Source organism: Lacticaseibacillus sp. 30, assembly GCF_053819265.1.
Genome location: NZ_JBSOQX010000040.1, coordinates 1 through 8,386, shown reverse-complemented (window position 1 = coordinate 8,386; position 8,386 = coordinate 1). Strand labels below are relative to the sequence as shown.

The window sequence follows — 8,386 nt, the reverse complement described above, 5'->3', positions numbered from 1 at the left end:
CAAACTCCTCAGTCGGTTTTCCACAATTCTATCAGATTCAGCAGATACTAGACAGGTTCTAATTATTTTCGACACAATAGTTAAATACGAAAAACACCTTGATGATATTTTTGCCAACTGGCAACTCTTTTCATCAAGGTGTTTTTCGTAAGTTATTAATTTTTAGTGGTTGACGTGTTTGTCGTGAAGGTCACGTTAATGACTTTAGCGGGTAACTTGTTAACGGTTCGGGCAGGGTTGCCGACCACTGTGGTTTTATCGGCCACGTTATTCAGGACAATTGCCCCTGCGCCAACTTTACTAAAGGCGCCGATCGTAATGGTGCCAAGCAATTGGGCGTTGGCACCAATGAATGCACCCTTTTTTACATAGGGATGTCGCCGACCTTCAACGGCCCTCCTGGCACCCAGCGTCACGCCATGCAGGATAGTGACGTCATCTTCAATCACGGCAGTGGCACCGATCACAACGCCAATCCCGTGATCGATAAAAACGCGCTTACCGATTTTGGCTTCCGGCGAAATTGAAATCCCGGTTACTTTGGCGGCATGTTGACTTAGGAACCCGGCAATTGTATAAAGTCGATGAAAAGCCATAAAGTGAGCGATTCGGTACCAAAACAGGGCCCGAATCCCCGGGTAGGTTAAGAGAACTTCTAAAAGACTGTGGGCTGCCGGATCACGCTTGAGAATGGACCTTGCTGTCTGAAACATTTTTCTTGCTCCTCTTAAGCTCATTGAAGCCGCGTTCCAAATCGGCTAACAAATCCTTTTGATCTTCAACGCCGACTGAAAGGCGAATTAACTCGTCTTTGATTCCGTTTTTCAACCGAATGTCACGTGGAATTGAGCCGTGGGTCATCAAGGCCGGAATTTCGATCAAGCTTTCCAGTGCACCCAAACTCTCGGCCAATGTGATAACGTGCAGTTGTTCAACAAATTGTTTTGGATCCAGTCCGTCCTGTAATTCAAAGGAAATCATTGCGCCAAAGCCGTGCATTTGTTTTTTGGCGACTTCGTAATCAGGGTTGTTCGGATCGCCAGGGTAGTAAATTTTGCTGACAAGTGGCTGGTTTGATAGATAATTGAAGACGGCTTCGGCATTGGCCAAATGAGCACGCATTCGAAGAGACAACGTTTTAATCCCACGTTGCAATAGCCAACTTTCCTGAGGGGCCAAAATACCACCAATGGCATTTTGAAGGTAACCAATTTTTTCGGCCAATTGATCATCTTTAGTGACGACCAGCCCGGCAATGACGTCGCTGTGACCACCAAGATACTTGGAAGCACTGTGAAGAACAATATCCACTCCCTGTTCCAGCGGTCGCTGAACGTAAGGCGAGGAGAAAGTGTTGTCGATAATGCTTAAAATTTGGTGCGATTTGGCAATCTTGGCAACCGCTGCAATATCGGTTACTCGTAAAAGCGGGTTGGTTGGCGTTTCCAAGTAAATTGCTTTGGTATTTGGCGTAATCGCTTCTTCAACAGCGGCCAGGTCGCGGGTGTCAACCACGGTAAAGGTCATGCCAAAGCGTTTTAAAACGGCGTCAATCAATCGGAAGGTACCACCGTAGACATCATTGCCAATGACGAAATGGTCGCCGGCGGAGAACATTGAGAAGACTGTGTCGATTGCAGCTGAACCGGAAGCAAATGCAAACCCGGCTGTGCCGCCTTCCAACTCGGCAATTAGTTTTTCAACTGCTTCTCGAGTTGGGTTTCCAGAACGAGAATACTCATATTGATTTTCACCGATTTTTTGCTGATGAAAAGTTGATGCCATATAAATCGGCACCGAAACTGCTCCGGTTGCTTTATCTTCGCTAATACCACCATGAATTAATTTTGTATCAAATTCCATTTTAATAACCTCACTTTATTTTTAATCATAAATATTTTCACTCATGTAACGTTCACTGCTATCTGGAAAAATTGTGACAATGGTACTATTCTCGGGAAGTGCCTTGGCAACCTTTAAGCTGGCAGCCAAAGCAGCCCCGCTTGAACTGCCAATGAATAATCCCTGCTTCTTGGCAAGCTCCTTAACTTGATGAAAGGCGTCGGCATCGGCAATTGTTAACGTTTTGTCGATTTGAACATCTTTAAAAAATGGTGGGACAAATTCAACACCGATGCCTTCAGTCCGATGGGGATGGGCAGGCCCACCATTTAGAATTGAGCCTTCAGGTTCCACAACGATGGTTTGAGTCGCCGGATTCTGCTCCTTTAAGTAACGAGCGACGCCTGCAAATGTCCCACCACTGCCCGCACCGGCAACAAAGGCGTCAATTGGGTCATTGAGGTCGTCAAGCAACTCTGGTGCCAGAGTGTGATAATAAGTATCAGGGTTGGCCGGATTTTTGAATTGCATTGGAACGAAACTGTTAGGAGTTTGATCGTGAAGCGCTTCTGCTTTTTCAATGGCGCCCTTGATGCCCTGATCACTGGGAGTGTTGATTAATTTTGCCCCTAAGGCTTTCATCAATTGTTGTTTTTCAAAACTGAACTTTTCCGGTACGACCAGAATGGTTGGCAAATGGTGTTGTTGAGCGGCAAGGGCAACCCCAATTCCGGTATTGCCGGCAGTAGGTTCGATAATTGTTGTTACACCTTCAGTTACCTGACCACGATTAATCGCATCTTGAATCATGTATTGGCCCAGGCGGTCTTTGATGCTGCCTCCTGGATTAAACATCTCCAGTTTGGCGTAAATGTGACTGTGATTTGGAATGTTGATTTGCAGATCAATCAGTGGCGTATGACCGATCAGTTCTGAAATGGAATGAATAAGCATAAATAAGATCCTTTCTAATCATTTGGAGCAGTGTTTAGCTGCGGGATGCTAGGGGAAATGGCCGCAATAGATAGAAAAAGGGCGCGAAATTCTGAAATCCAGAATTTTCGCGCCCTTAGTTCAACTCCAGCCAAGTGGACATTGAACTCTTTTTAGGTCATGATTTCCCAAAAAACGTCAATGCTAACAGGCCGAACATCGCCAAAAACGCGTTGTTCGACAGCAACAATTAATCGCATTAAACATTGATTGACTCATCATGACACCTCCGAAATTTTTATTGTGATTAATGTACACAATTTCGAGACATCTGTCAATCATTTTTGAGCTAAAAAATAAAAAAGTCATGATAAATAGTTGAAATTTCTAGTAGCTTGAAAATATTTTTTCTCTGGTGTTATTTTCAAATTCTGTTTCGTGAATGTTTTAATTTGCTTTTGTTATATTAGTTATATTGTTGATAAGATTGAATGTCATCTTATTCAGATAAGAGCGAGACATACTGCAAGCAAGAACATTGCGATATATTTTTTTAATTTACATTATGAGGTTCATATTAAATTTATTGGAACAGAGGTTTCGAATTTAATGGTTAGCTCAATATTAGTTTTCTATTTTTTAGTTGTTTATCTTTTTCAGCTTTATTCTATCCCAGCTATATTAAATTATGAAGCCTAAACGCCAAGCGGTTCGCGTATAATAAACTAGTGAGTAATTTAAAAGTGGGGGAAGGACTGTTTTTATGTTGGAACTGTCGTTTGAAAAAGAAGTTGTTAAAACCTTAACGACTGGAAGCAATCAATGGGTGGAACGAAAAGACCTATATGGTGCGACGCCGGATCAATTATGGGCTAATTTTCGTGATAAATTAAATAACAATAACTATGCTAAATTGCAGGGATACCCTTTAACTGATACCGAATTTAATCAAGTTAAACGGGCGATTGAGGTCCGGACACCTTACGAAGCAGCTAAGTTACTAGCCGCCGAAAATGGCATTGGCAAAGTGGAAGTTGAACGTGATGATGCTAAGCTGGGCACGGTGACGCTTGAGTTGTTTTGGAAAGCGGACGTTGCTGGTGGTAAATCTAGTTATGAAGTGGTGCGACAAGCAGTGCGACCACGGTTAGCTGGTACTCAAAATGTCGATCCTGATCGCCGTTTTGACGTAACCCTATTAATTAATGGGTTACCCTTAATTCAATTGGAACTAAAAAAAGCCACGGTCGAACTTAACCAGGCTTTTAATCAAATTGAAAAATACGCGCAGGAAGGTAAATATACGGGGATTTACTCGCTGCTGCAAATGTTTGTGATTATGACGCCGGATAGTACGGCGTATTTTGCGAATGCCGAACCGGATCATTTCAATAAAGCCTTTTTGTTCAATTGGCGAACGCGGGATAATCACCCCGTGGAAAACGGCTTAGCGTTTACGCGCCAAGTCCTTAATATTCCCATGGCCCACAAAATGGTCAGTGAATATACAGTCATCGACCAAGAACGTCAGAGCTTAATTCTCTTACGGCCTTATCAGATTTATGCGATTGAAGCCGTGATGCACCGGATTCACGACCATCAGGATGGTTTTGTTTGGCATACCACGGGTTCTGGTAAAACACTCACCTCATATAAGACCGCTAAATTAGCGGCGCAAGATCCCGGTGTCGATAAGGTCATCTTCTTAGTTGACCGGCGGGATTTAGACGAACAGACAACTAGCAACTTTAGTGCCTATGCCGCCAATGATGATATTGCCATTAACGAAGCCCAAAACACCGGTGATTTAATGCGTAAATTGCAACAAAATGACGGTAAGGTCTTGGTCACCTCGATTCAAAAGCTCCATCGGGCGGTCAAAAAAACGCAAGCCCATCTGGCAACCGGTAAGCAATCCCGCTTTAGTAAGACTTTAAAGCAACGGGTGATCTTCTTTGTTGACGAAGCCCACCGGTCGCAGTTTGGTAAGATGCAAAAGGAAATTCGGGACGCGTTTGTCAATAGTAATTGGTATGGTTACACCGGCACCCCCATCTTTAATGAAAATAAAAAACAGCTCAAAGGTGATCTAGCGGTTACGACTGAGGAGCTATTTGGTAAAGTCTGTCACGTTTATAACTTACGAGACGCCTTAGAGGACCAAGCCGTGTTACCGTTTAACGTGGAACACGTAACGACGATTGGGAAAGACACGTTAATAACCCGGGCCCTCGAAAAAGAAAATCAGCGCGTCAAAGCGCGTCGTGATAAGCAGGGCCGCCTGCTGAGTACGGCTGATGAAGCGAAAATTCGAGCCAAGATTCAAGCGACGTCAGTGAAGGACTTGGAAGAAACGTATTTAACTCCGGCTGACTTTGAAACTGATGAACATATTAACCAAGTTGTTCAATATATTTTACAAAAAGGCCCGCGTAAAACGAGTTTGGGTCATGGCAACTATAATGCTATTTTGACCACCAGTTCCATTGAAATGGCGCAACGCTATTATCAAGCCTTTAAAGCCGCTAAAAAGACTGCTCACAATCAGCTAGATCCTGATTGGCCCCGGATTGCGATTACTTATTCATTAAGTGAAAACGAAGATCAGAGTGCGCACAAACATGACCAAATGGCCACCATTTTAAAAGATTATAATCAGCAGTATCACACTAATTTTGATTTAGCTGATCTGAATCTCTATAACGAAGATGTCGCAAAACGGGCCGCCCGGCGTGAGGCGGTCTTTGCTCATTTGAAACCGGATCAGGAAATTAATCTAGTGATTGTGGTGCGGCGGTTATTAACGGGTTTTGATGCCCCTCGGCTAAACACGCTCTTTGTTGACCGCACCTTAGCTTATCAAGAACTCATTCAAGCTTACTCACGCACTAACCGGCTCCAAAACCGAGAATTAAAACAAGAAGGCCAAATTGTCACCTTTAGGGTCCCAGCAATCATGGAAGCGAATGAACGTGAAGCTTACAAGTTATATAGTGGCGAAGGCTCTTTTAATGTCATCATTCGTCCTACTTATCAGCAGGCCGTCTTAAAATTTCAAAAGGCTGTGGTGGATTTAAAAGCCATTGCCCCGACGCCGACGGCGGCCGATGACCTGAAAGGAACCACTGCTAAGGTACAGTTTGTGAAAGCCTTTCGCCAAGTGAATCAGCAATTGAATTCCTTATCCATGTACAACGATTTCACTTGGGAAAACAGTGAAAAGGCCTTTGGTATCGCTCAGCCCGAAGTAGAATCCTATACGGGTAAATATCTGCGGATTAAAGCGGCGGTTACTAACCAAGAGCCTGAGAAAGTCCCTGAAGAATTAGCTGCCTTAGACTTTTCCCTAGCCGTTGGTTCAGTCGTCTTGGTGGATTATGATTATTTGACGCAATTAATTCAAGATTGGATTGATGAACAGCAACAGTACACGACACCTGATCAAGCCCAAGCCCATATGACCGATTACCTGCAAAATAGTGCCAAAGTACAGGCTAGTTTGAATAAATTAGCGGAAACGCAACCGCAACAGGCCCAGTTAATTCGCGAAGCCATGCCTTATATTGAGCAACAAATGCAACAGTCTCAGCAACAGAGCACCCCAAATCAAGTGCCAGTAGCGTTGAATGCTCGGGAGTTGGTGGCTGATTATGCCCAGAGACAATTGGTCAAAAAAACGTCGGTATTCGCCCATACGTGGGGCTTAGATCAAACAGCCCTATTGCGGGTGGCGCGTGAACACACCGTGGGTACCGATGAATGGCATCATGAACAAGAATTAACGCAGTCAGCGAATTTAGCAGCGGCCTTACAAGCTCAAACTGCCGCTGGGCCGAAGATTCCAGCTATTTTGCCACTATACCGGATTAAGTCCCAGGCCGCTTGGCGGCAGTTTATTGAACACGATTTAGCAATTTATCTACAAAAATAAGTGAGGTTAAACAATGTCAGAAAAAACAACGCAAGCTAGTCAACTTGAAAGCGCCCTATGGAATGCGGCCGATGTCTTACGCGGGAAAATGGACGCTTCTGAATATAAAAATTATTTATTGGGGTTAATTTTTTATCGGTTTCTATCTGAGAAAACCTTAACGACCTTTAGTGATTGGGCAGGCGAAACCGAAAATGTCACCCGGAAATATGCTCAGTATATGGATCCTCAGTTTGAATTGGAAGGCGTCTCGGTGCAGCCCAGTTTAGTGGAGTATTTGCAAAACACGCTCGGCTATTTAATTCAACCACAAGCGTTGTACACCACCCTGATTGGCAAGATTCAAGCCCATACTTTTGCGTTAGACGATTTATCTCAAGCACTTCATGATCTGGAACAGTCGACACAAAATCTATCTTCAGCGCAAGACTTTTCGGGCTTGTTTGCCGATGTGGATTTAAGTAGTAATAAATTAGGCAGTTCTTTACAACAACGGAATCAAACTATCAGTGATACCATGTTAGCTTTAAATGCGATTGATCTCGTCCATCATCAAGGCGACGTCTTAGGTGACGCCTATGAATACTTAATCGCGCAATTTGCCAGTGATTCTGGTAAGAAGGCGGGTGAATTTTATACTCCACGGCAGGTGTCCGACATTATTGCCCAGATTGTGACTTATCAGCGCAATGCAGGTGACAACCAAGTGCGGACTATCTATGATCCAGCGGTTGGTTCCGGTTCACTGCTATTAAATGTCGGACAGCACGTGCAAGACCCCAATTTAGTGAGTTATCACGGCCAAGAATTGAACACCACGACCTATAACCTGGCCCGTATGAACCTAATGTTACATGGAGTCTCGTATGACGATATGCACTTACGCAATGGTGACACGTTAAGTAAAGATTGGCCGGTTGACGAACCTTACTTATTTGATGCGGTCGTCATGAACCCGCCCTACTCGGCACACTGGGATAACAGTGATAAACGCTTGTCTGATCCCCGTTTCCGCGACTATGGCGTCTTACCACCTAAATCTAAAGCCGACTTTGCCTTTCTGCTACACGGCTTTTATCATTTGCAGGAACACGGGACTATGGGCATTGTCTTACCCCATGGCGTGCTATTTCGGGGGGCTAAGGAGGGCAAAATCCGGCAAAAACTATTAATGGATAACCGGATTGATGCCATTATTGGGCTACCTGCCAATATTTTTCATTCCACTGGTATTCCAACGTTAATCATGATTTTAAAGAAACACAAAACCACTGACGACGTCTTGTTTATTGATGCGTCCCGGGAATTTGAAAAGGACAAGAATCAAAATAAGCTAACGGCAGCGAATATTCAAAAAATTGTGACCACTTATCAAAACCGGCAAGATGTTGATAAATATGCTCATGTGGCCTCACCGGCGGAAATCAAGGAAAATGATTATAATTTAAATATTCCGCGCTACGTTGATACGTTTGAACCGGAACCCGAGATTGATCTGAACCAAGTTAAAGCTGATCTGAAGCAACTGGACGAGGAAATCAGTCAGAATGAGCAAGCCTTTAATGAATTAGCTAGCCAGTTAGTGACCACCCAGGTTAATGACCAGTCAAAACCGGAGGCCCACAATGAGCGCTAACCAAACTAAATATCCGCAATTAAGATTTAAAGGCTTCACTGATC

General features: G+C 43.9%; 5 protein-coding genes. 2 read left to right on the top strand and 3 right to left on the bottom strand.

Translation table 11 applies throughout. The annotated features are described in order from the left end of the window. Positions 1–155: 155 nt before the first annotated feature. From epsC to ACWPAB_RS14750, 3 genes are read right to left on the bottom strand one after another with little or no spacing between them, the layout of a single operon-like run. A complete protein-coding gene (gene epsC / locus ACWPAB_RS14760) occupies positions 156–713 on the bottom strand; it encodes a serine O-acetyltransferase EpsC (RefSeq protein ID WP_003586333.1) in 558 nt (185 codons plus the stop codon). Then, the gene (locus tag ACWPAB_RS14755; RefSeq protein ID WP_003586331.1) at positions 679–1,863 is read right to left on the bottom strand and encodes a trans-sulfuration enzyme family protein; all 1,185 of its coding nucleotides are present in this window, start codon (positions 1,861–1,863) and stop codon (positions 679–681) included. The genes epsC and ACWPAB_RS14755 overlap by 35 nt, the downstream gene beginning before the upstream one ends. Positions 1,864–1,884: 21 nt before the next feature. Further along, entirely contained in the window at positions 1,885–2,796 is a 912-nt protein-coding gene (locus ACWPAB_RS14750) for a PLP-dependent cysteine synthase family protein (protein WP_012807380.1), read from the bottom strand. Between the two features lie 742 nt (positions 2,797–3,538). On the opposite strand from ACWPAB_RS14750, the gene ACWPAB_RS14745 reads away from it, so the two are divergent. Continuing rightward, entirely contained in the window at positions 3,539–6,706 is a 3,168-nt protein-coding gene (locus ACWPAB_RS14745; RefSeq protein ID WP_016382233.1) for a type I restriction endonuclease subunit R, read from the top strand. A gap of 13 nt (positions 6,707–6,719) precedes the next feature. Next, a complete protein-coding gene (locus ACWPAB_RS14740; RefSeq protein WP_016382232.1) occupies positions 6,720–8,342 on the top strand; it encodes a type I restriction-modification system subunit M in 1,623 nt (540 codons plus the stop codon). The last annotated feature ends 44 nt before the right edge of the window (positions 8,343–8,386 follow it).

What these genes read in the sequence shown, in the direction of transcription:
- ACWPAB_RS14755 (WP_003586331.1), bottom strand. Translation starts at nt 1,863, where the DNA reads ATGGAATTTGATACAAAATTAATTCATGGTGGTATTAGCGAAGATAAA.
- ACWPAB_RS14740 (WP_016382232.1), top strand. Translation starts at nt 6,720, where the DNA reads ATGTCAGAAAAAACAACGCAAGCTAGTCAACTTGAAAGCGCCCTATGG.
- epsC (WP_003586333.1), bottom strand. Translation starts at nt 713, where the DNA reads ATGTTTCAGACAGCAAGGTCCATTCTCAAGCGTGATCCGGCAGCCCAC.
- ACWPAB_RS14750 (WP_012807380.1), bottom strand. Translation starts at nt 2,796, where the DNA reads ATGCTTATTCATTCCATTTCAGAACTGATCGGTCATACGCCACTGATT.
- ACWPAB_RS14745 (WP_016382233.1), top strand. Translation starts at nt 3,539, where the DNA reads ATGTTGGAACTGTCGTTTGAAAAAGAAGTTGTTAAAACCTTAACGACT.